Origin of the sequence: Azospirillum sp. HJ39 (assembly GCF_041507355.1) — a bacterium.
GTDB classification, from domain to species: Bacteria; Pseudomonadota; Alphaproteobacteria; order Azospirillales; family Azospirillaceae; genus Azospirillum; species Azospirillum thiophilum.
Genome location: NZ_CP167913.1, coordinates 741,460 through 762,683 on the forward strand (window position 1 = coordinate 741,460; position 21,224 = coordinate 762,683).

General features: G+C 71.9%; 20 protein-coding genes and 2 riboswitches. Of the genes, 5 read left to right on the top strand and 15 right to left on the bottom strand.

What is annotated here, in order from left to right; genetic code table 11:
* Positions 1 to 112: 112 nt before the first annotated feature.
* The 3 genes from ABMY26_RS34840 to ABMY26_RS34850 all read left to right on the top strand — a co-directional run bounded on the left by ABMY26_RS34840 (position 113) and on the right by ABMY26_RS34850 (position 3,512).
* Positions 113 to 1,303 carry a urate hydroxylase PuuD gene (locus ABMY26_RS34840; RefSeq protein ID WP_372400015.1) on the top strand — a complete coding sequence of 397 codons (1,191 nt, stop codon included), beginning with the start codon at positions 113 to 115 and terminating at the stop codon, positions 1,301 to 1,303.
* A 36-nt stretch (positions 1,304 to 1,339) separates the two neighbouring features.
* On the top strand, positions 1,340 to 2,698 hold the full coding sequence (gene guaD, locus ABMY26_RS34845; protein ID WP_372400016.1) for a guanine deaminase: 1,359 nt from the start codon (positions 1,340 to 1,342) through the stop codon (positions 2,696 to 2,698).
* A 26-nt stretch (positions 2,699 to 2,724) separates the two neighbouring features.
* Positions 2,725 to 2,850: riboswitch (yybP-ykoY riboswitch) on the top strand.
* Positions 2,851 to 2,933: 83 nt separating this feature from the next.
* Complete coding sequence (locus ABMY26_RS34850; protein ID WP_372400017.1) at positions 2,934 to 3,512, top strand: manganese efflux pump MntP family protein; 579 nt, start codon at positions 2,934 to 2,936, stop codon at positions 3,510 to 3,512.
* Positions 3,513 to 3,561: 49 nt separating this feature from the next.
* On the opposite strand, the gene tenA is transcribed toward ABMY26_RS34850, so the two are convergent.
* The 4 genes from tenA to cobA all read right to left on the bottom strand — a co-directional run bounded on the left by tenA (position 3,562) and on the right by cobA (position 7,120).
* Entirely contained in the window at positions 3,562 to 4,251 is a 690-nt protein-coding gene (gene tenA / locus ABMY26_RS34855; RefSeq protein ID WP_372400018.1) for a thiaminase II, read from the bottom strand.
* A 65-nt stretch (positions 4,252 to 4,316) separates the two neighbouring features.
* Positions 4,317 to 4,979: a 5,6-dimethylbenzimidazole synthase gene (gene bluB, locus ABMY26_RS34860; protein ID WP_372400019.1), complete on the bottom strand. Its 663-nt coding sequence runs from the start codon at positions 4,977 to 4,979 to the stop codon at positions 4,317 to 4,319.
* 4 nt (positions 4,980 to 4,983) lie between these two features.
* Entirely contained in the window at positions 4,984 to 6,312 is a 1,329-nt protein-coding gene (locus ABMY26_RS34865) for a cobyrinate a,c-diamide synthase (protein ID WP_372400020.1), read from the bottom strand.
* 7 nt (positions 6,313 to 6,319) lie between these two features.
* Entirely contained in the window at positions 6,320 to 7,120 is an 801-nt protein-coding gene (gene cobA, locus ABMY26_RS34870) for a uroporphyrinogen-III C-methyltransferase (protein WP_372400021.1), read from the bottom strand.
* Between the two features lie 49 nt (positions 7,121 to 7,169).
* Here cobA and ABMY26_RS34875 point away from each other — a divergent pair, with 49 nt between their 5' ends.
* On the top strand, positions 7,170 to 8,306 hold the full coding sequence (locus tag ABMY26_RS34875; RefSeq protein WP_372400505.1) for a cobalt-precorrin-5B (C(1))-methyltransferase: 1,137 nt from the start codon (positions 7,170 to 7,172) through the stop codon (positions 8,304 to 8,306).
* On the opposite strand, the gene cobM is transcribed toward ABMY26_RS34875, so the two are convergent.
* The 3 genes from cobM to cbiE are packed head-to-tail and all read right to left on the bottom strand — an operon-like array spanning position 8,285 to position 10,712.
* Positions 8,285 to 9,046 (bottom strand): precorrin-4 C(11)-methyltransferase, encoded by a 762-nt coding sequence (gene cobM / locus ABMY26_RS34880; protein WP_372400022.1) that lies wholly within the window; start codon positions 9,044 to 9,046, stop codon positions 8,285 to 8,287. The genes ABMY26_RS34875 and cobM overlap by 22 nt on opposite strands.
* On the bottom strand, positions 9,043 to 9,501 hold the full coding sequence (locus ABMY26_RS34885; protein WP_372400023.1) for a cobalamin biosynthesis protein: 459 nt from the start codon (positions 9,499 to 9,501) through the stop codon (positions 9,043 to 9,045). Before ABMY26_RS34885 ends, cobM begins: the two co-directional genes overlap by 4 nt.
* Complete coding sequence (gene cbiE / locus ABMY26_RS34890) at positions 9,489 to 10,712, bottom strand: precorrin-6y C5,15-methyltransferase (decarboxylating) subunit CbiE (RefSeq protein WP_372400506.1); 1,224 nt, start codon at positions 10,710 to 10,712, stop codon at positions 9,489 to 9,491. Before cbiE ends, ABMY26_RS34885 begins: the two co-directional genes overlap by 13 nt.
* Positions 10,713 to 10,755: 43 nt before the next feature.
* On the opposite strand from cbiE, the gene ABMY26_RS34895 reads away from it, so the two are divergent.
* Entirely contained in the window at positions 10,756 to 11,493 is a 738-nt protein-coding gene (locus ABMY26_RS34895) for a cobalt-precorrin-6A reductase (protein WP_372400024.1), read from the top strand.
* A gap of 176 nt (positions 11,494 to 11,669) precedes the next feature.
* Here ABMY26_RS34895 and cobJ read toward each other — a convergent pair whose 3' ends face one another.
* The 8 genes from cobJ to ABMY26_RS34935 form a co-directional block, all read right to left on the bottom strand.
* On the bottom strand, positions 11,670 to 12,443 hold the full coding sequence (gene cobJ / locus ABMY26_RS34900) for a precorrin-3B C(17)-methyltransferase (protein WP_372400025.1): 774 nt from the start codon (positions 12,441 to 12,443) through the stop codon (positions 11,670 to 11,672).
* Positions 12,440 to 13,195 (bottom strand): precorrin-2 C(20)-methyltransferase, encoded by a 756-nt coding sequence (locus tag ABMY26_RS34905; RefSeq protein WP_372400026.1) that lies wholly within the window; start codon positions 13,193 to 13,195, stop codon positions 12,440 to 12,442. The genes cobJ and ABMY26_RS34905 overlap by 4 nt, the downstream gene beginning before the upstream one ends.
* Positions 13,192 to 13,830: a precorrin-8X methylmutase gene (locus ABMY26_RS34910; RefSeq protein WP_372400028.1), complete on the bottom strand. Its 639-nt coding sequence runs from the start codon at positions 13,828 to 13,830 to the stop codon at positions 13,192 to 13,194. The genes ABMY26_RS34905 and ABMY26_RS34910 overlap by 4 nt, the downstream gene beginning before the upstream one ends.
* Positions 13,823 to 15,211, bottom strand: a complete 1,389-nt coding sequence (gene cobG / locus ABMY26_RS34915; RefSeq protein ID WP_372400029.1) for a precorrin-3B synthase — start codon at positions 15,209 to 15,211, stop codon at positions 13,823 to 13,825. Before cobG ends, ABMY26_RS34910 begins: the two co-directional genes overlap by 8 nt.
* The gene (cobN, locus tag ABMY26_RS34920; protein WP_372400030.1) at positions 15,208 to 18,600 is read right to left on the bottom strand and encodes a cobaltochelatase subunit CobN; all 3,393 of its coding nucleotides are present in this window, start codon (positions 18,598 to 18,600) and stop codon (positions 15,208 to 15,210) included. The genes cobG and cobN overlap by 4 nt, the downstream gene beginning before the upstream one ends.
* Positions 18,601 to 18,740: 140 nt before the next feature.
* Positions 18,741 to 19,814 carry a cobalamin biosynthesis protein CobW gene (gene cobW, locus ABMY26_RS34925; RefSeq protein WP_372400031.1) on the bottom strand — a complete coding sequence of 358 codons (1,074 nt, stop codon included), beginning with the start codon at positions 19,812 to 19,814 and terminating at the stop codon, positions 18,741 to 18,743.
* A 12-nt stretch (positions 19,815 to 19,826) separates the two neighbouring features.
* The gene (locus ABMY26_RS34930) at positions 19,827 to 20,600 is read right to left on the bottom strand and encodes a CbtA family protein (protein WP_372400032.1); all 774 of its coding nucleotides are present in this window, start codon (positions 20,598 to 20,600) and stop codon (positions 19,827 to 19,829) included.
* A gap of 9 nt (positions 20,601 to 20,609) precedes the next feature.
* Entirely contained in the window at positions 20,610 to 20,798 is a 189-nt protein-coding gene (locus tag ABMY26_RS34935) for a CbtB domain-containing protein (protein ID WP_372400033.1), read from the bottom strand.
* A gap of 42 nt (positions 20,799 to 20,840) precedes the next feature.
* Positions 20,841 to 21,061: riboswitch (cobalamin riboswitch) on the bottom strand.
* Between the last annotated feature and the right edge of the window lie 163 nt (positions 21,062 to 21,224).

Below are 21,224 nucleotides of genomic sequence, written 5' to 3' on the forward strand. Positions count from 1 at the left end.
CCCCGATCTTTCGACATTTTTTGAAGCTGTTGGGATGGACGAGCGGTTTTCCGCACCCGCACAATCGCCTTACAGTCGAGGGATAGACCTGACCGGAAGGAGCGTGCGCGCGATGGAGCCCATCCTGTGGGAATGGATCAACGCCCTGGCGCGGTGGCTGCACGTCATCACCGCCATCGCCTGGATCGGATCGTCCTTCTACTTCATCCATCTCGACGCCTCGCTGCGCAAACGGGCGGGGGCGCCGGCCGGGACGGCGGGCGACGCCTGGCAGATCCATGGCGGCGGCTTCTACCACATGACCAAATACATGGTCGCGCCGCCGCAGCTGCCCGAGGACCTCACCTGGTTCAAATGGGAATCCTACGCCACCTGGCTCAGCGGCTTCTTCCTGATGTGCGTGCTGTACTACCGCGGCGCCGACCTGTTCCTGATCGACCAGGACGTGCTGGCGCTCGCCCACTGGCAGGCGGTGGCGATCAGCGTCGGCGCGCTCGTGGCCGGCTGGGTCGCCTACGACCTGATGTGCAAGTCGCCGCTCGGCCGCAACGACGGGGCGCTGGCGCTGGCCGGCTTCGTCATGCTGGTGGCGACGGCCTGGGCGATGACCAGGATCTTCAGCGGGCGCGGCGCCATGCTGCAGGTCGGCGCGCTGATGGCGACCATGATGGCCTGCAACGTCTTCATGCTGATCATCCCCAACCAGCGCAAGACGGTGGCCGCCATGCTGCGCGGCGAGACGCCGGACCCGTCCCTGGGCAAGAAGGCGAAGCAGCGCTCGCTGCACAACAACTACCTGACCCTGCCGGTCGTCTTCCTGATGCTGTCGAACCATTACCCGCTGGTCAGCTCCACCCGCTACAACTGGATGATGGTGGCGCTGGTGCTGGTGGTGGGCACGGCGATCCGCCATTTCTTCAACAGCCGCCACGCCGGCAAGCCGACTCCCTGGTGGACCTGGGGAGTCGCCGCCGCCGGCATGGCAACCTGCGTCTGGCTCAGCACCATGGGCCCGGCGGGGACCGGCGGGGACAGCGCCGCGGTGCCGGTCAAGGTCGGTTTCAATCAGGTGGAGGAGATCGTCTCCACCCGCTGCAGCATGTGCCATGCCGCCCAGCCGGTGTGGGAGGGCATCGCCACCCCGCCGCGCGGCGTCGTGCTGGAGGGCGACGGCATCCGCCGCCATGCCGGGGAGATCCGCCTGCAGGCCGGATTCAGCAACGCCATGCCGCCCGCCAACATCACCGGCATCACGCCGCAGGAACGCGCGGTGTTGGCGGCATGGTCGGGCGACATCAAGTAACCCTCCCTCTTATCGACGTCATCGAACCGGATCCCCATGACCGACCAGTCCGCCGCCTCTCCATCTGCCGCCCCCGTTACCGCCGCCATCCGCGGACGCCTGCTCAGCTTCCACCGTGCGCCCGTGGGGCCGGGCGACCTCGATGCCCTGCGCCATCGCGAAGACGGGCTGCTGCTGGTCGGGGCCGACGGCCGCATCGCCGCGGTGGGGGACTGGGCCGAGCTGCGCGGCCAGGTGCCCGGCGGCGTCACGGTCGACGACCATCGCGGCCGGCTGGTGCTGCCGGGCTTCATCGACACCCACATCCATTTCCCGCAGACCCAGGTCATCGCCTCCTACGGGGCGCAGCTGCTGGACTGGCTGGAAAAATACACCTTCATCGAAGAGCAGAAATTCGCCGACCCGGCCCATGCCGCCGCCAATGCCGCCTTCTTCATGGACGAGCTGTTGCGCAACGGCACGACGACCGCGGTGGTCTACGGCTCGGTCCACCCGCAATCGGTGGACGCCCTGTTCGCGGAGGCCGAGGCGCGCGGCGCCGGGCTGATCGCCGGCAAGGTGATGATGGACCGCCACGCCCCGGCCGCCTTGACCGATACGGCGGAAAGCGGCTATCGCAACAGCAAGGACCTCATCGCCCGCTGGCACGGGCGCGGCCGGCAGCGCTACGCCGTCACCCCGCGCTTCGCCATCACCTCGACCGAGGCGCAGCTGGAGGCGGCCGGCGCGCTGCTGCGCGAGCATCCCGGCGTCCACATGCAGACCCACCTGTCGGAGAACACCGAGGAGATCGCGACGGTGCGGCGCCTGTTCCCCGGCGCCCGCGACTATACCGACGTCTACGACCGCTTCGGGCTGCTGGGGCCGACCTCGCTGTTCGGGCATTGCATCCACCTGTCGGACGCGGAAATGACCCGGCTGCACGAAAGCGGGTCGGTCGCCGTCTTCTGCCCGACCAGCAACCTGTTCATCGGCAGCGGGCTGTTCGACCTCGATGCCCTGTCGAAGGCGGAGCGGCCGGTGCGCACCGCCATCGCCACCGATGTCGGCGGCGGCACCAGCTATTCCATGCTGCGCACCGCGGCGGAGGGCTACAAGGTCCTGCAGCTGCAAGGCCGCAACCTGCCGGCGCTGGCGGCGCTGCACTGGATGACCCGCGGCAATGCCGAGGCGCTGGGAATGGCCGACGAGATCGGCAGCCTGGAGCCCGGCTGCTGGGCCGACCTCGTCGTGCTCGACCCGGCGGCGACGCCGGCTATGCGACATCGCATGAAGACGGTGGAGGGCGACCTGGAGGAGGAACTGTTCATCCAGGTGACGCTGGGCGATGACCGTTCCGTCGCCGCCACCTACCTGCGCGGCCGCAACTCGCACCTGCGGCAAACGTGTGCTTGACCGAAGCCCCCAGCGCCTGTAGGACTTCCCCCGTCATTGGGGAGTAGCCACCCGCCGGCGAGCAGATCCGGTGGGGTTCGCGTCAACAGACTTGGACGGTTCCGGCCTTCGGCCGTTTCCGCCATGGCGCGCACGGCGGCCATCGGGCCGACCCGGCGAGACCAGTGGATCGGGCATCTCCGCGGCCAGCCGGGGTCCGTCCGATTCCACTGCGTTGTCTGGCCCGGGAATAGCCATGATCGCCACATCCCTCGCTCTCGCTTTCAGTCTGTCGATGGATTCCTTCGCCGCGGCGCTCGGCCGCGGGGCCTGCTCGCGCCGGTCCGGCCTGCCCGAGGCGATGCGCGTCGGCGCCGCCTTCGGCATCTGCCAGTTCGCTATGCCGCTGGTCGGCTGGGGCGTCGGCATCGCCTTCGCCAGCCTGGTCGAATCGGTGGACCATTGGATCGCCTTCGGCCTGCTGCTGGCGGTGGGCGGCGCCATGCTGCGCAACGCCGTCATGAACAGCGACGACGGGGCGGAGGATGATTGCGGGCCGGTGAAAAGCGCGCGGTCCGAATGGCTGGCGCTGCTGACCACCGCCGTCGCCACCAGCATCGACGCCGCCGCGGTCGGCGCCGGCCTTGCGCTGGTCGATGTCGACATGGTGACGACCTCGGCCCTGATCGGCGCGGTGACCTTCGCCGTCGCCTTCGGCGGCGTCCTCATCGGCCGTGCCGCCGGCAGCCATCTCGGCCGCTGGGCGGAAATGGCCGGCGGCGTCGTGCTGATCGGGCTGGGGGCGAAGATCCTGCTGGAACACACGATGGGCTGAACCGCGGGAATGGCCGCGGCGGGGGACACCCGCCCCGGCCAGCCCCGCCTCAGCCCGCCAGCGTCGTCCCCATCTCCCAGAAATCCGCCTCCAGCCGGCAGGCCTGCCGGAAGACCGTCAACAGCCTGGGGAAGCGCGCCGCCGTCATCCCGTCGGCCGCCAGCCGGTCGAGGTTCTCGCGCGCCGACCGCGCCACCTCCTGATAGGCGTCGCCGGAATATTCGGCGATCCACACGCGGTACGGGTTGCCCTCGTCCAGGGCGCCCGGCAGTGCGGCCAGCCTGCGGCCGATCTCGGCATAGCCGATGACGCAGGGGCTGAGCGCCACATGCAGATCCAGCAGGTCGCCGCGCAGCCCGGTTTCCAGCACATAGCGGGTGTAGGCCATCGTCGCCTTGGCCTCCGCCGCCTGCTCCAGCTCGGCGGCCGGCAGGCCCCAGCCGGCGCACAGCCCGACATGCAGGTCCATCTCGACGTCCAGGATCGCCTTCAGCCCGCCGAGCGCCGAACGCATCTCGCGCAGGTCGCGGCCCTTGTAGATGGCGAGCGCGTAGGCGCGGGCGAAATGGATCAGGAACAGGTAATCCTGAACCAGATAATGGCGGAAGCACGCCTGCGGCAGGGTGCCGTCGCCCATTCCGCGCACGAAGGCGTGGTCGACATAGGCCGCCCAGTCCGGCCGCGCCCCGGCGACGAGCCGGTCGAACAGGTCGGGGCCAGAAGGAATATCCGCGGTCATGCTTTCGTTCTCCGCTGAAGCCGAAGAGTGAGGATGTGGATGCGGGCGTAGCCGGCAGTCACCTGTCACGCGCCCCACCGGTCGCGGAACACCAGCTCCTCCAGCGGCAGGCGCCGGCGCCAGCCTTTGCTTTCCAGCTCCGGCGCCGTCTCGAAATGGGTGACGTGGCCGATGCAGAGATAGGCGATCGGCACGATGCGCTCGGGAATGCCCAGCGCCTGTTTCAGCGCGTCCTCGTGCAGGATGCTGACCCAGCCGACCCCCAGCCCCTCCGCCCGCGCTGCCAGCCACAGGTTCTGCACGGCGCAGACGCAGCTGTAGAGGTCCATCGCCGGCATATGGGTGCGGCCCAGCACCACCGGGCCGCTGCGCTCGCGGTCGCAGGTGATGCAGAGATTGACCGGCGCCTCGCGGATGCCTTCCAGCTTCAGGCGGCTGTAGAGGCTGCGCCGCTCGCCCTCGAACATCGCCGCGGCCTCTTCGCTGGCCTGGGAGAAATCGGCATGGATGCGGGCCTTCACGGCGGGATCGGTGACGACGATGAAGTTCCAGGGCTGCATGAAGCCGACCGACGGCGCATGGTGGGCGGCCAGCAGGATGCGGTCCAGCACCTCGGGCGCCACCGGGTCGGGCCGGAATTGCCCGCGCACGTCGCGGCGGGAGAAGATCGCCTTGTAGAGCGCCTCGCGCTCGGCGGCATCGAAGGCGTCGTCCATACCTTCACTCATGACCTCACCCCTTCGCGATCAGGTGGACGAAGGATCCCAGCGCCAGCCCGCGCCGGCCGCCGAGCCCGCCCAGGTCGCTGCCGTCGGCGGTCCTCGCGGTCAGCAGCGGCGCGTCGTCGCCGCGCGCGAGCGTCGAGGCGTAATGGAACTCGTGCCCCATCAGCGGCGTGCCGGCCGGCCCCAGCGGCCCGTCGGCGGTCAGCTCGGCCCGGCGATAGCCCAGATGCAGCCGCCGCCTGGCGAAGGAGGTGCGCACGCCCAGCAGGCCGGTCATCGGGTGGGTGACGCCGTCGGCATCCTCCAGCGTCTCGCCCATCACCATGTAGCCGCCGCATTCGCCATAGACCGGCATCCGCTCCGCCGCGGCGCGCAAGGCTTCGCGGAAGCGCCCGTTGGCGGCGAGGCGGCCGGCATGCAGTTCCGGATAGCCGCCGGGCAGATAGACGGCGTCCGAATCCTCCGGCGGCGGCTCGTCCGCCAGCGGCGAGAAGAAGCGCAGCTCCGCCCCGGCGGCGCGCCAGCCCTCCATCAGGTGCGGATAGACGAAGGTGAAGGCGGCGTCGCGGGCGATGGCGACCCGCTGGCCGAGCGGCGCCAGTGCCGGGGCGGCGCTGCCGGGGCCGGCCTGCGACGGGCGGGCGAGCGCGGCGACGCGGTCGAGGTCGACATGCTCGGCGACGAAACGGCCCAGCGCCGCCAGCCGGTCGGCCAGCCCCTCGGTCTCGTCGGCCTGGACGAGGCCGAGATGGCGTTCGGGCAGGGTCAGGTCCGGCGCACGGGGCAGGGCGCCCAGCAGCGGGATGCCGAGCGCCTCGATGGCGGAGCCGGCCAGCGCGGTGTGGCGCAGGCTGCCGACATTGTTCAGCACGACCCCGCCGATGGTCACGTCGTCACGGTAGGTGGCGAAGCCCTTCACCAATGCCGCTGCCGACTGCGACTGGCCCTTGGCGTTCACCACCAGCAGGACCGGCCAGCCGGTGCGCGCCGCGATCTCCGCCGTCGAGCCGGTGCCGGTGGCGCCGATGCCGGCGACCCCGTCGAACAGCCCCATCAGCGCCTCGCACACCAGCAGCTCGGCCCCCTCGGCGGCACGGGCGGCCAGCCCGTCCAGCAGGTCCGGCCCCATCGCCCATGTGTCGAGATTGACGCTCGGCCGGCCGGTGGCGGCGCGGTGGAAGGCCGGGTCGATGTAGTCCGGGCCCGACTTCACCGCGCCGACGGCGACGCCGCGGGCGCGCAGCGCTGCCAGCAGCCCGAGCGTCAGCGTCGTCTTGCCGGTGCCCGACGCCGGGGCGGCGACGATCAGGCCCCTGGCCGTTGCCCTCTCAGCCATGCGTCCATCAACCATGAACGAGCGCCGCCTGTGCCGGCAGCCAGTCCAGCGCCGGGCGCAGCCGCACCATCTCGCCGATCACGATGATGGCGGGCGGCTCCAGCCCGCTCGCCGCCAGATCGGCGACGCAGGTGCCGAGGCTGGTGACGAGGCTCTTCTGGCTGGGAGTCGTCGCCTCGGTCACCACCCCGACGGGGGTGTCGGCGGCAAGCCCGCCGGCCATCAGCTCCGCGGCGATGGTCGGCAGCGCCTTCCACCCCATATAGAGGATCAGCGGCACCCCGGTGGCCGCCAGAGTCCGCCAGTCCGGCCCGCCGCCCAGCGAGTGGCCGGTCGCCAGGATCACCGCCTGGTTGGTGTCGCGATGGGTTGCCGGAATGCCGGCATAGGCCGGGCCGGCAAGGCCCGAGGTGATGCCGGGCACGATGCGGAAGGGAATGCCGTGGGCGGCCAGCGCCTGGGCCTCCTCGCCGCCGCGGCCGAAGACGAAGGGGTCGCCGCCCTTCAGCCGCAGCACCCGGTGGCCCTCCTGCGCCAGCTCGATCAGGCGGCTGGTGATGTCGTCCTGGTGGGCGGAGGGGCGGCCGCCGCGCTTGCCGGCGAACTCCAGCCTTGCCGCCGGGTTGGCGAGCGCCATGATCCGTGGGCCGACCAGCGCGTCATGGACGATGACGTCGGCTTGCCTTAGACCTTGCAGCGCCAGCAGGGTCAGCAGGCCGGGATCGCCGGGACCGGCGCCGGCCAGCCAGACGCTGCCGGGGGCGAAGGGGACCTGGACGCTTTCGGGAATGGACGACTCAAACGACATGAACGCGGACTCGGGGCTGGAAAGCGGGAAGGCGGACGGCGGCGACGGCATGCCGGAGCATGCTACACCCTTGCGCCGCGGCTGGACGACCGGAACCTGTGCGACCGCCGCGGCACGCGCGGCGGCGGAAGCCCTGTTCGGCGGGGAGTTTCCCGATCCGGTCGCCGTCACCCTGCCCGGCGGCCAGACCCCGGCCTTCGCGCTGGCGGTGACGGAGCGGGGGGAGGGGGCGGACGGCCCCTGGGCTGCGGCCGGCGTGGTCAAGGATGCCGGCGACGACCCCGACGTGACCCATGGCGCGCTGGTGCGGGCGCGGGTCTGGCACGGCCCGCCCGGCAGCGGCGTCACCTTCCGCGCCGGTCCCGGCGTCGGCACCGTGACCCTGCCCGGCCTGCCGCTGCCGGTGGGCGAGCCCGCCATCAACCCGGTGCCGCGCACCATGATCGCCCAGGCGGTGGGGGAGGCGGCGAAGGATGCCGGCCGGCCGGCCGACCTGGTGGTCGAGGTCGGGGTGGAGAATGGCGAGCTGCTGGCCCGGCGCACCATGAACGGCCGGCTCGGCATCCTCGGCGGCCTGTCGATCCTGGGGACGACCGGCATCGTCGTGCCCTATTCCTGCGCGGCCTGGATCGCGTCGATCCAGCGCGGCATCGACGTGGCGCGGGCCGCCGGCCTGACCCATGTCGCGGCCTGCACCGGCGATCTGTCGGAAAAGGCGGTGACGGCGCGCTACGGCTTTGCCGAACAGGCGCTGATCGACATGGGCGATTTCGCCGGCGGCACGCTGAAATACCTGCGCCGCCACCCGATCCCGCGCCTGACCCTGTGCGGCGGCTTCGCCAAGTTCGGCAAGCTGGCGCGCGGGCTGATGGATCTGCATTCCAAGCGCAACAGCGTCGATCTCGACTGGCTGGCCGACCGGCTGGCGGATCTGGGCGCCGGGCCGGAGCTGGCCGGGCAGGCGCGCGGCGCCAACACCGCGGCGCAGGTGCTGGGCATGGCCGAGGCCGCCGGCCTGCCGCTCGCCGACCATGTGGCGGCGCTGGCGCAACGGGCGGCGCTGGAGATGCTGGAGGGCGCACCGGTCGATGTCGAGGTGCTCGTCACCGACCGCCAGGGGCGGATCGTGGGGACTGCACCCTTTTCCATCCGGACGGAAGACGCTCACTCCCCCAGCCCCCGGTAGCGGCGGACATGGCTGCCGTCATAGAGGGCGCTGCAGCGGAAATCCTCATGCCCCAGCGCCGGGCCGACCAGGATCAGCGCGGTGCGCTCCATCGGCGACGCCGCCACCTGCGCGGCGATGTCGGTCAGCGTGCCGCGCACCACCCGCTCATCCGGCCAGCTGGCGCGGTAGACCACCGCCGCCGGGCAGCCGGCGCCGTAGAGCGGGGTCAGCCGTTCGACCACCCGGTCGAGGACATGGATCGACAGGTGGATCGCCAGCGTCGCGCCGGACGCTCCCAGCACCTCCAGCGTCTCGTTCGCCGGCATCGCCGAGGCGCGGCCTTCGGTACGGGTCAGGATCAGCGTCTGGCTGACCTCCGGCAGGGTCAGCTCGCGCCCGAGCGCGGCCGACGCCGCGGCGAAGGCCGGCACGCCGGGGGTGATGGTGTAGGGGATGCCGAGTTCGCGCAGGGCGCGGGTCTGCTCCCCCAGCGCGCTGTAGACCGACAGGTCGCCGGAATGCAGCCGCGCCACCTCCTGGCCGGCGGCATGGGCGGCCCGGAACTCGGCGACGATCTGCTCCAGCGTCAGCGGCGCGGTGTCGACGATGCGGGCGCCGGGCGGGGCATGGGCGATGATCTCCCGCGGCACCAGCGAGCCGGCATAGAGGCAGACCGGACAGCGCGCGATCAGGTCGCGGCCGCGCAGGGTCAGCAGGTCGGGGGCTCCCGGCCCGGCGCCGATGAAATGGACGGTCATGTACGGGTCTCCGGCAAAGTGACGCCGGGCAGGGCGACGGCGGGCAGGGCGAGTGCAACGGTGGCGCGGGGGGTGGAGCGGCGGGGCAGCAGCAGGCGCGATCCCGGCCCGGCGGCGGCCAGCGCCGCGGCCTCGGCGACCGAGGCCAGACCGACGGCGGCCAGCACGGTGGCCGACCGGGTATGGACGCGGTCCTGGGCGGCCAGCATCGCGTCCTCCTCGATGAAGCGCAGCGGCAGGCCGAGCGCGCGGGCGGCCTCGGCCAGGCCGGGCTCGTCGGACTTCATCGCCGGGGCGGCGAGCGCGGCCAGCCGGCGCGCCGCATCGGGCAGGGCGGCTTCGTCGAAGGCGCCGGCGACCAGGGCGGCGATCTCCTCCCACCCGCAGCCGCGGCGGCAGCCCAGCCCGACGAAGACCGGGCCGAACAGGATCCGGTCGGAGCTCATGCCGTCCATGGTTTTTCCACCCGCCACAGCGTGACCGGCATCGACGGGCGCCAGCCGCGGAAACCGCCGACATTCGAGGCGCGCGACACCGCGACCTGCGCCAGATCGCCGCCGAGCCGCTTGTGCGCCGCGATCAGCACCGCCTCGCTTTCCAGCGTCACCGCATTGGCGGCGAGCCGTCCGCCGGGGGGCAGGGCGGTCCAGCAGGCATCCAGCACGCCGTCGGCGGTCAGGCCGCCGCCGATGAAGATGGCGTCGGGTGGCTCCAGCCCGTCCAGCGCCGCCGGAGCCTTGCCGCGGGCCAGCGACAGGCCGGGGACCCCCAGCGCCGCGGCATTGGCGAGGATGCGGGCGATGCGCTCGTCATGGTGCTCGACGGCGATGGCGCGGTTGGCCGGGTCGCGCAACATCCATTCGATGCCGATCGAGCCCGACCCGGCGCCGACGTCCCACAGCAGGTCGCCGCGGCGTGGCGCCAGGAAGGACAGGGTGACGGCGCGGATCTCGCGCTTGGTGATCTGGCCGTCATGCTCGAACCAGTCGTCGGGCAGGCCGGGCGCCAGCGGCAGGATGCGGGCACCGGGCGCGGCGACGCACTCCAGCGCGATGGTGTTGAGGTCGGCGACGCGCTCGTCGCTCCAGGAATCGGCAGTGGCGTCGATTCGCCCCTCGCGCGGGCCACCCATCGCCTCCAGCACGGTGAGGCGCGATGCTCCGAAGCCGCGGGCGCGAGCCAAGGCCGCCAGCTTGGCCGGACTCGTTCCGTCCCAGGAAAGAAGCAGTAGTTTCGCATTCGGTTGCAGATGCGGAACGACAAGCTCCAGCGGGCGGCCGTGGATGGTCAGGCAGCGGCAGTCCTGCACCGGCCAGCCCAGCCGCGCGGCGGCGAGGCTGAAGGCGGACGCAGCCGGAATCACCGTCGTTTCCGCAGCCGGAACGAACCGGGCCAGGGTCGCACCCACCCCGTACCAGGAGGGATCGCCGCTCGCCAGCACGCAGACCCGCTGCCCGCGCCGGGCGAGCAGGCCTGGGATTGCGTCGGTCAGCGGCGACGGCCATGCCGACCGTTCCTGTCCGGCAACGACCGGCACCAGCCCGAGATGGCGGACACCGCCAAGCAGGAAGGACGCGCCTTCCACCGCGGCGCGGGCGGCGGACGACAAACCGTCCCAGCCGTCTTCGCCGATGCCGACGATGGTGAGCCAGCGGGCCGTTCCCATGCTATCCATGGCGTCGATCCTGACGAGCGGGGAGGGGAAGCCGGTGCCGAGGCTGCTGATTCTGGGGGGCACGACGGAAGCGACGGCGCTTGCCAAGCGGCTGGCCAGCCATCCGCGCATCGACGCGCGGGTGTCGCTGGCCGGACGCACCAGGAACCCGGTCCTGCCGCCGCTGCCGACCCGCATCGGCGGCTTTGGCGGGGTGGAGGGGCTTGCCGCCTATCTGCGCGACGAGGGCATCGGCGCGGCGATCGACGCGACCCATCCCTTCGCGGCACGGATTTCCGCCAACGCCGCCGCAGCCTGCGCGCAGGCCGGCGTGCCGTTGCGGCTGCTGACCCGCCCGGCCTGGGTGGCCGGGCCGCGTGACCGCTGGATCGGCGTGCCCGACATGGACGCTGCCGCGCAAGCCCTGCGTGATCTGGGCGACACCGTGTTCCTGACCATCGGCCGGCAGGAGGTCGCCGCCTTCGAGGCGATGCCGGGCAAACGCTACCTGATCCGTGCCGTCGACCCGCCGGAGCCGATGCCGGCCTTGCCGCGCATGAGCCTGATCCTCGACCGCGGTCCCTTCACCCTGGAGGGCGAACGGGCGCTGATGCGCGGGCATGGGGTGGAGGTGGTGGTCAGCAAGAACAGCGGCGGCCGCGCCACCGACGCGAAGCTGGAAGCCGCGCGGGAGCTGGGGTTGCCGGTGGTGATGGTGCAGCGGCCGGCCGGCAACGGCGTGGCGGAGCTGTACGGGGTGGAGGACGCGATGGAGTGGTTGGAGGGGATGTGAGGCTTTTGCGTCCTCAACATTTGCCCCCACCCTAACCCTCCCCCGCTTCGCGGGAGAGGGAACTGCCGCCGCTTCGCGATTTCGTGCAACTCGACAAGCGTTCTGCCCCCTCTCCCGCGAAGCGGGGGAGGGATGGGGAGGGGGCATGTCAGTCCGCACCGCCATCGCAACCATCCTCACCCCCGATAATGCCGGGGCGTGTAGACCCAGCGTCCGCCGTCCGCGCGCGGAACGAGTCGGGTGTGGGACGCGCCGATGATGACGAGCGTGCGCATGTCGGCCTGCTCCGCCCGCACCTCGCCCAGCGTGGTGACGGTCAGCGCCTCGTCGGGCCGGCCGATGGCGCGGCCCAGCACGACGGGGGTTCCGGCGCTCCGGATGTCGCGCAGGGCGTCGAACGCCGCGCCGAGCTGCCAGGGCCGGGCACGGGAGATCGGGTTGTAGAGCGCGATGACGAAATCCGCCTCGGCCGCCAGACGCAGGCGCTTCAGCACCACCTCCCACGGCTTGAGATTGTCGGACAGCGAGATGGCGCAGAAATCATGGCCCAGCGGCGCCCCGGCCCGCGCGGCGGCGGCCTGCATCGCCGACACGCCGGGGTCGACCGACAGGGGCACGGCACGCCAGGCGTCCGGCGCGTCCGGATCGTCCAGCGCCTCGAAGATCGCGGCGGCCATGGCGAAGATGCCGGGATCGCCGCCCGACACCACCGCGACCCGCCGGCCCTGCGCCGCCAGATCGAGGGCGAAGCGGGCGCGGTCCAGCTCGACCCGGTTGTCGGAGGCGTGGCGGACCTGGGGCCCCGGCGGCACCCGCTCGACATAGGGGAAATAGCCGACGAGGTCGGTCGCCTCGGCCAGATCGTGCCGTGCCTGCGGCGTCAGCCACTCCTCCGGGCCGGGGCCGAGCCCGACCACCTTCAGCCAGCCGGTCGTCTGCGCGTCGCTCATCCGCGCTTGCCCTCGCCGGGGATGACGATCTGGGAGAAGTAGGGCGCGCTGTCCGGCGCCTCCAGGAACGGCATGAAGCGCTGCTCGTCCATGCTGGCCCGCTCGACATACCAGGCGCGTTCGGCCAGCCCGGCGGCGGTGATGGCCCTTCGGACCTTCGGCAGATTCTGGCCCAGCTTCATCACCACGCTGGCATCCGCCGCGGTCAGGGCGCGGACCAGCGCCGCCTCGTCCAGCGTGCCGGGGATCACCGACAGCACGTCGTCGCGCAGCATCAGCGGGCGCGGCAGCAGCGAGGCGCTGCAGACCATGCTGGTGACGCCGGGGACGACCTCGGTCGGGAAACGGGTCGACAGCCGCAGGAACAGATGCATGAAGGAGCCGTAGAAGAACGGATCCCCCTCGTTCAGCGCGGCGACCGAGCGGCCGGCGGCGAGATGGGCGGCGATCCGTTCGGCGGACTCGTCGAAGAAGTCCTCGATCTGCCGGCCATAGTCGGGATGGTCGGGCGGCAACTCGACCGTCACCGGATAGACCATCGGCAGCTCGACATGGTCGGGCGTGATGGCGCCATCGGCGATGCGCCGCGCATGGCCCCTGGTGCCGCGCTTGCAGAAATAGGCGACGACCGGGCAGGCGCCGATGGTGCGCACCGCCTTCAAGGTCATCAGGTCCGGGTCGCCGGGACCGACGCCGACGCCGAACAGGCGGCCGGGAGGGAGGATGCCGGGGGACAGGATCTCGCCGCTCATTCGACGTCGCTCGCCAGCGCGTTGACGGCGGCGGCGGCCATGGCACTGCCGCCGCGCCGGCCGCGGATCGCCAGATAGGGGACGCCGAAGGGGTTCCCGGCCAGCGCCTCCTTGCTTTCCATCGCGCCGACGAAGCCGACGGGAAAGCCCAGGATCGCCGCCGGTTTCGGGGCGCCCGCCGCCAGCATCTCCAGCAGGTGGAACAGCGCCGTCGGCGCATTGCCGATGGCGACGACCGAACCGCCCAGCCGGTCGCCCCACAGGTCGAGCGCGGCGGCCGAGCGGGTGTTGCCGATGCTGGTCGCCAGTTCCGGCACCGCGGCGTCGCGCAGCGTGCAGACCACCGGATTGCCGGCGGGCAGCCGGGCGCGGGTCACGCCATGCGCCACCATCTCGCTGTCGCACAGGATCGCGGCGCCGGCCCGCAGGGCGGCACGGGCCGCGGTGCCGACGCCGGGGGAGAACAGCAGATCCTGCGCCGCATCGACCATGCCGCAGGCGTGGATCACGCGAACCGCCACCGGCTTGAGGTCGTCGGGGATGGCGGACAGATCCGCCTCCGCCCGGATGGTGGCGAAGGACTGGCGGTAGATGGCCGCTCCGTCGCGGATATAGTCGTAGAGCGGCTCAGGCACCGGAAGACTCCTCGGTCAACAGATCCGCGACGCAGGCCACCGCGTCGGCGGGAGACAGGCCGGTGTGCGAGGAATCGTCACCGGGTTCGGCATTCAGGGCGACGTCATACCGTCCGTCGCGGGCGGTCAGGGTGACGTCGGCGATGGCGGGATGGGCGCAGCCCTTGGCGCAGCCCGACACATGCACCATTCGCACCGCGTCCAGCAAGGGGCCTGCGCGGTCGGCGATGGCGAGCGCCGTCGCATGGGTGTCGGTGGTGCCGACATCGCAGCCGCCGATGCCGCTGCAGGCGGTCAGCTTCAGCCGGCGGTCGGTGTGGGACAGGATGGCGCCATGGGTGCGGGCGACGGCCTCGGCGTCGGCGGACGGGGCGACGAGGATCAGGGCGCGCCAGGGCGTGATGCGGATTTCGACGCAGGCCGTGGCGAGGGCGGCGAGGGTGGCGGCGCTCAGGCGGCCGAAGGGGAAGGCGACCGGCAGCGCCGGGGCCAACCCCTTCTCCCCCCCGGGGAGAAGGGAGGGATGAGGGGGTTCGGCAGCGCCGAAGAGATCCATGAGATGCGGCGCTTGCCTCCACCCTGACCCTCCCCCGCTCTCGGCGGGCCTAAGGTCCGCCTGCCGCGTCAGCACAAAGCGGAGCTTTGTGCGAGAGCTGGGCGGGGGAGGGAATATCTGCGCGGAGAGGCGCTCTATTCCTTCAATCCCAATCGCCGCAACCAGCCCGGCCATGCGGCGCGGCGGCTCCGGCATGGTCGAGCGAAGCTCCAGGAAGGCGCGGCCGAGCGCGGAGGCGATGTCCGCCACATCCGCGGCCCGGCACAGCCCGAGCGGCACGGCCGTCGCCAGCGTCCCTCCCAGCGACAGCCGGAAGCGTACGTCATCCACGGCGTCGAAGCGTACGTCCGTGCTGCTGTCCGCCAGATGGCCGATCCCGCCGCCGCAGACCAGCCAGCCGAACTTCGGCGGCAGGCGGTGCAGCGCACCGTCCTCCGCCAGCCGAGCATCGAGCGTACGTGCCACCCCCCGTACGTCCATCGGCGCAGTGGAGTCGAGCCCGGCGGTCGGGGAGCACAGGACGTTGCGGACCGCCTCGCTCGCGGCATCGGCCGACACGTAACCCATGGCGCGCAACGCATCGGTCACCGCCTCCAGACCCTCGGCGGCGATGCCGCGAAGCTGCAGGTTGCCGCGGTGGCTGAGATCGATCAGTCCGTTTCCGTAACGGTCGCCCAGCTCGGCAATATAGCGGGCATGGCCGGCGGGCAGGATGCCGGCCGGGACGCGGACGCGCAGCAACAGCCCGTCGCCGACCTCCATGGGGGCGAGCACGCCGGGGCAGGTGCCGCGGCGTCTCGGCCAAGTGGCGGGTGGCGGCGTCATGCGGCGATCTCCCGGAGGCGGCGCAGATCCTCCGCGGTGGAGTTGCGGCGGGGATGCCACAGGCCACGGTCGAGCGCCTCGCCCATGCGGGCCACAATGTGCCGGGCCGCCGCCGGATTGGCATGCGACAGGAAGTCCCATACCTCCCCGTCCTCGACATAGGCGTCGAACAGCAGGTCGAAATGGTCCCGACGCACGGCGTCGGTGGTGGCGGCGAAGGCAAACAGCGTGTCGACGCCGGCCGCCAGCTCTGCGGCACCGCGATAGCCGTGGCGCATCATGCCCCGGATCCAGCGCGGGTTGGCCGCACGGCCGCGCAGGGTGCGGGCGATCTCCTCCGCCAGCGTGCGCACCACCGGTTGCTCCGGATCGGCGCTGTCGAGGTGGTAGAGTGCCGGCTCGGCCTGCTCCAGCGCGGCGGCGGCGGCGAACCCGCCCTCGTACTGCATGAAGCCGTCGGTGGACAGCAGGTCGTGCTCGCGCTGGTCCTGGTGGTGGACCAGCGCATCGGCCCCACCCACCCGGCGGCGGAACAGGGCCGGCAGGGCCAAGCCCTCCAGCCCGGCGCCATAGGCGTGGCAGCCGCCCTCCAGATAGGCGGCACCGAAATCGGCCCGCGCGCTCCAGTCGCCCCGCGCGATCATGCCCGGCAGCGCGGTGCCGTAGATGCCGGGGGCAGCGCCGAAGATGCGGGCGGTGGCCCAGCGGCGGGCGTCCTCCGCAACGGTGCCGGCTTCGGCGAGCCGCGCTTCCTCGGTGCGGGCGGTCGCGGCGAGCGGGTTGACGTCGTCCGGCTCGTCCAGCCCGGCGACGGCGCGCACCGCCTGGTCGAACAGGGCGATCTGCTGCGGGAAGACGTCGCGGAACAGGCCGGAGATGCGCAGCGTCACGTCGACCCGCGGCCGGCCGAGCACGCCAGCCGGCATGATCTCGTAGCCGGTGACCCGGCCGGACCCGTTCTCCCAGATCGGGCGGACCCCCAGCAGGGCCAGCGCCTGCGCCAGCTCGTCGCCACCGGTGCGCATGGCGGGCGTGCCCCAGCAATCCACCACCAACCGCCGCGGCCAGTCGCCATGGTCCTGGAGGTAACGGGTGATCAGCGCGTCGGCCGTCTGCCAGCCGAGCGTCCAGGCGGTCGGCGTCGGCACCCCGCGCGGGTCGAGCGCATAGAGGTTGCGGCCGGTCGGCAGCGTGTCGGCCCGGCCGCGCGCCGGGGAACCGCCGGGGCCGGGGCGGACGAAACGGCCGTCCAGCCCGTCGAGCAGCGCCCGCATCTCCGCCTCGCCGCAGGCATCGACGGCGGTGGCGACGGCTGCCGGATCGGCGGTTCGGGCGACGGCAGCCGTCAGGCGGTCGCGGCGGTCGCCGTCGGGACTGAGGCCGAAGACATGCAGGCCGTCGCGGATCTGCATCTCCTTGATGTCGCAGAGATGGGCGTCCAGCCGCGACAGGATGGCGTCGGGATCGTCGTCCGGCCGGAGGTTGCAGTCGGCGGCGACGCCGGACTTCCAGGCGAGGTCGAGGATGGTTTCCCGCAGCATGCCGAGCCGCCGGGGGTCGAGCCCGGTCGCCTGCGAATATTCGTCGATGGCGGATTCCAGCCCGGCGAGGTCGCCATACAGGCCGGCTTCGACCGGCGGCGGGGTCAGGTGGCCGATCAGCACCGCGCCCAGGCGGCGGCGGGCCTGCACCCCCTCGCCGGGGTTGTTGACGATGAAGGGGTAGAGCACCGGCAGGGTGCCGCCGACGATCTCCGGCCAGCAATCGGCCGACAGCGCCACCGCCTTGCCCGGCAGCCATTCCAGGGTGCCGTGCGCGCCGATCTGTACCAGGGCGTGGATCCCCGCCACATGGCGGAGCCAGAGGTGGAAGGCGAGATAGCCGTGGCTGGGCGGCGTGTCGGGGTCGTGATGCTGGGCGGTGGTGAGAGGACCGTGGCCGCGGCTGGGCTGCACCGCCACCACAGCATTGCCGCAGGACAGGACGCGGAAGGCGAAGGCGCCGTTCCGCAAGGCCGGATCCGCGGACGGCTCGCCCCAGGTGGCCGCGATACGCGCACGGATGTCCTGGGAAGCGAGGCGCTCATACTCGGCCAGGGTCAGGGTCGGGATGGGCGGACCGGTCAGCGCCGCCATCAGGTCGGCGCCGGTGTCCGGACTTCCGGACAGCGCGTAGCCCTCGGCGGACAGGCGGCGCAGCATCGCGACGGTGCTCGCCGGGCTGTCCAACCCGACCGCATGGCCGATGCCGCCGCCGGGACCGGGATAGTCGGACAGCACCAGGGCCAGGCGCCGCTCCGCCCGCGGGGTGCGGGCCAGCCGGACCCAGCCGGTGGCGAGGTCGGCGGTGTAGGCGATCCGGTCGGGGATCGGGCGCAGGGCCGGGGCGGCGAATTGCAGGTCGGGATCGGGCTCCCCCGCCGCCTTGAAGGCGACGGCACGGGCGACGATGCGGCCGTCCATCTCCGGCAGCACCACGTTCATCGCCAGGTCGGACGGCCCCAGCCCGCGCGGCGAGGCACGCCAGCCGGCTTCCGGCGTCGTCGACAGGATGGCCTGCAGGACCGGCCTGCCGTTGGCCTCCAACGGCGAACCGTCCTCGCGCGACGCCGAGAATGCGGTGGTGTTGACGACGATGGCGGCATCCTGCGCGATCAGGCTGGCGCGCATCCAGGCGGCGCAATCCGGCTCCTTCAGGCTGGCGACGAACAGCGGGCGCGGGCCGAGGCCGCGTTCGGCCAGCGCATCGCACAGCGCATGGACCGGCGCCAGATCGCCGGCCAGCAGGTGGGAGCGGTAGAACACCACCGCGGCGACCGGGGCGTCGGCTGCAACGGTCCCGCTCCAGCCCTCATAGACGCCGAATCGGGGGACCGGGGCCGGGTCCTCATGGGGCAGGGGGGTGCCGGCCAGCGTGGCGGCGGCGGCCAGCAGATTGGCCATGTTGTCCGGCCCGCCCTCGGTGAAATAGCGCCACAGCCGGATGGCGGCCTCAGGTGCGACGGTGCCGTAGGCGGTGAGGTTGGGGTCGGGCTGCGCCTCCCCCGGCAGAACGGCCAGCGGGATGTTGCGCTCCCGGCAGAGGCTGGACAGCCGGTCGAGGCCGTAGCGCCAATAGCCGTTGCCGCCCAGCAGGCGCAGCACCACCAGTTTCGCCCTGGCAACGATGCTGTCGGCGTAGAGATCGACCGACAGCGGATGTCCCAGCCGGTTGAGGTTGGCGAGGCGAAGGCTGGGCAGGTGCCCGCGGCCGGCCCGCCATGCGGCGGCGAGCGCGGTCAGGTCGCTGTCGGAAAAGGACAGCATGACGAGGTCGGCCGGCGTCTGCCCCAGATCTTCGGCCTGGGGGCCGGCGTCGAGTTCGTCCTGGCGGGCGGCGAGCAGATGCATGGTTCGATGTCCAGGAGCGACGGTGCCCCCTCCCTCCCCCTCTTCGAGGGAGAGGGAGGATTTGCGATGCGGCGGAAGTCCCCTCTTCCGCAAAGCGGGGGAGGGTTAGGGAGGGGGCAAATGCCGCAACAGCTTAATTCTTACCCAGCCACCGCCGCCGTCACCGCCTCGCGGTCAAGCCCGGTTTCGCCGATGACCACCAGCCGGCTGCGGCGCTCCTCGCCGGCTTTCCACAGGCGGTCGTAATGGGTCTGCACGCGGGTGCCGACTCCCTGGACCAGCAGGCGCATCGGCTTGCCGGGCACGTCGATGAAGCCCTTCAGCCGCAGCACGCCATGCAGGGCGGCCACATCCTCCAAGGTCTTCACCAGGGCGGCGGGGTCGGGTTGGGACGGCAGTTCCACGACGAAGCTGGTGAAGTCGTCGTGGTCGTGGCCTTCCTCATCGTCATGATGGCTGGGGCGGTTGGCGAGGTCGTCCTCCACCGCGGCGCCGACTCCCAGCAGCACCAGCGGATCGACGGCGCCCTGCGCGGCGCGGACCAGCTTGGCGCCGCTGCCGACGGTGCGTCCGGCGGCGTGGCCGAGGGCTTCGCGGATCAGGTCCTCGACGCGGGCGAGGTCGGCGGCGTCGACCAGATCGGTCTTGTTGACGACGATCAGGTCGGCACAGAGCAGCTGGTCCTCGAACACCTCCTCGACCGGCGTCTCGTGGTCGACCGTGCCGGCGGCGTCGCGCTGGGCGGCCAGGGCCGCCGGATCGGGAGCGAAACGACCCTCGGCCGCTGCGGCGGCGTCGACCACGGCGATCACGCCGTCCACGGTGACCCGCGACTTGATCGCCGGCCAGTGGAAGGCCTGGACCAGCGGCTTGGGCAAGGCCAGGCCGCTCGTTTCGATCACGATATGCTCGGGCGGCTGCGGTCGGGCCAGCAGCTTCTCGATGGCCGGGACGAAATCGTCGGCGACGGTGCAGCACAGGCAGCCGTTCGCCAGCTCGATCACGTCGTCTTCGGTGCAGGTCGGGCTGCCGCAGGCACGCAGGATGTCGCCGTCGATGCCGACGTCGCCGAACTCGTTGATGATCAGGGCCAGCCGACGGCCTTCGGCCTTTTCCAGCAGGCCGCGGATCAGCGTGGTCTTGCCGGCGCCGAGGAAGCCGGTGATGACGGTCGCCGGCACTTTCCCGGCAACCGTTTTTGCAACTGCGGACATGGGTTCGGCTCCTTAACGCGTGCCGGTCTGCAACCGGGCGGCGGGGCTGGGTTCGGCGGCCCCGGCCAGCCCGCTCATCAGCCAGCCGCAGACGGAACCCAGGATCGCCCAGAACAGGGCGGCGGTGCCGAGCGAGGCGGCGACGAACCGGGCCGCCAGCTCCGGCGGGACGGCGCCTTCGGCGCTTTCCGGATGGGGGGCGCCGACCAGATGGGGCAGTGCCGCGATCAGCACGGCGCCGACAATCACGAACCGGTTGCGGGCGAAGGCGAGCGCCGCCATGCCGATGCCGGCCCCGACCGAGGCGGCGAACCACCAGAGCTGACGGGCTTCCAGCTCGGCCCCGGCCATGCCCGGCAATTCCGGAGCCAGGCCGAAGGACGGCGCCAGCGAGACGGCGAAGAAACCGCCGACACCCCAGACCAGCCCGCGGCGGGCATCGACGGGCCGGCCGGCCAGCAGCATGGCGCCGCCGAGCAGCAGCGCATAGGCCACGCCGGTCAACAGGTTGGCGACGATGGTCAGGCCGGTGCGCTGCATCGCCTCTTCCAGCGTGGTCGGCACGCCCTCGCCCACCTCACGCACGGGGCCGTGCTGGTGGGAGTCGGCGGCGCCGCCGGCAGGGGCGGGTGCAGTGACGGAGGCGACGGGCGGGGTCACCACCTCGTATTTCTCGGCCTCGAGGATCAGCGGGACGGTCGTCGCCTGCTGAACGACGGAAGCGGCCGTGCCGGAGAGCACGCCCGCGACCAAAGCGGCTGTGAACAGCCGCCGGATCAGATCCATGACCCTGGCTTAGTGGCAGGGGAACGCGAAGGAATGACGGGCGTCGTGCGCCGCGTCGTGGATCTGCTGCGGCTGGGCGAAGCCGACGCCATACAGCAGGAAGCTGCCGAGCAGGATCGCGGCGAAGGCGGCGACCGAGGTCCGGGCGGCGCTGCGGGTCGCGGAACCGGCGGTGGCGTGTAGCGGATGGGTGGTCATCAGGCTGATCCTTGCTCTCCCGCCACACCCGGCGGGGTTGGGAAAATCCATCGGTCCGCCGGCAGGTTTCCTGGCTCACGGGTCACAGCGTCGCGGCCCGCCTTCCCGACCCTGCGGTCAGTGGCATGATGGACCGGACGCTCGCCGCACACAGTTGCGGGGGCAGCCGCGGCCTGGGGCCTTCCCGGAAGGCCCGTACCGCATTCCCTATTATCCCCGCCGTCCATAGGGGCGATCGGGGCACCGTCGGACGATCACCATCGCAGTGCGCACACAGTTTGGCAAGTTCGCAATCACGTCGCGGCCGCACGGACGATCTTGTACACAAACCTTTTGACTGCTGTCATGTTTGCTGGACAGAGTGTCCGGAATTCCGACACTTTTCAGTGCTACGGTTGGAGTGGAGGAGGCAGCGGACAGGAGCAA